Raw genomic sequence first — 545 nt, forward strand, 5'->3', positions numbered from 1 at the left:
TAGCGAGACAGACATGGCGCCGACCGGCCTCCCGTCCGAGAATACATAGCGGTATATAGGCATCTTAGCGGCGCTTAATACTCGATCAGCCCAACGGACGGGTAATGGGTCGCTTCCACCCGGACGTCGAACCGCACCACCTCGACATAGACCTCGACGACTACGAGGACGCGTACGTCGTCGGGGACATCCACGGCTGCCCGGAACCGCTCGACCGCCTGCTGTCGACGCTGGGCGTCACCGAGGACGACCTCGTCGTCTTCGTCGGCGACTTAGTCCGGAAGGGGCCGGACAGCGCGGCGGTCGTCGAGCGGGTGCGGAACGCGGACAACATGTTCTCGGTCCGGGGGAACAACGAGGAGAAGCTGCTGCGCGGCGACAAGTCGCTGGACTCGCTGTCGGACGACCAGCTCGCGTGGATCGAGTCGGTGCCGGTCGCGATCACGATCGGCGAGAACCTGGTCGTCCACGGCGGGGTCGACCCGCGAAAGCCGCTCGCGGAACACACGATAGACGACCTCCAGAACACCCGCTCGCTGGTCCCG

1 protein-coding gene is annotated in these 545 nt (G+C 65.5%); it reads left to right on the top strand.

Annotation, left to right across the window (positions count from 1 at the left end; all coding sequences use genetic code 11):
* Positions 1-104 precede the first annotated feature (104 nt).
* The coding region (locus DVK07_RS20930) for a metallophosphoesterase family protein (RefSeq protein WP_147441310.1) at positions 105-545 on the top strand (441 nt) is incomplete at its 3' end.

Source organism: Halorubrum sp. Atlit-26R, from assembly GCF_003666015.1.
In the GTDB taxonomy this organism is placed as follows: Archaea; Halobacteriota; Halobacteria; order Halobacteriales; family Haloferacaceae; genus Halorubrum.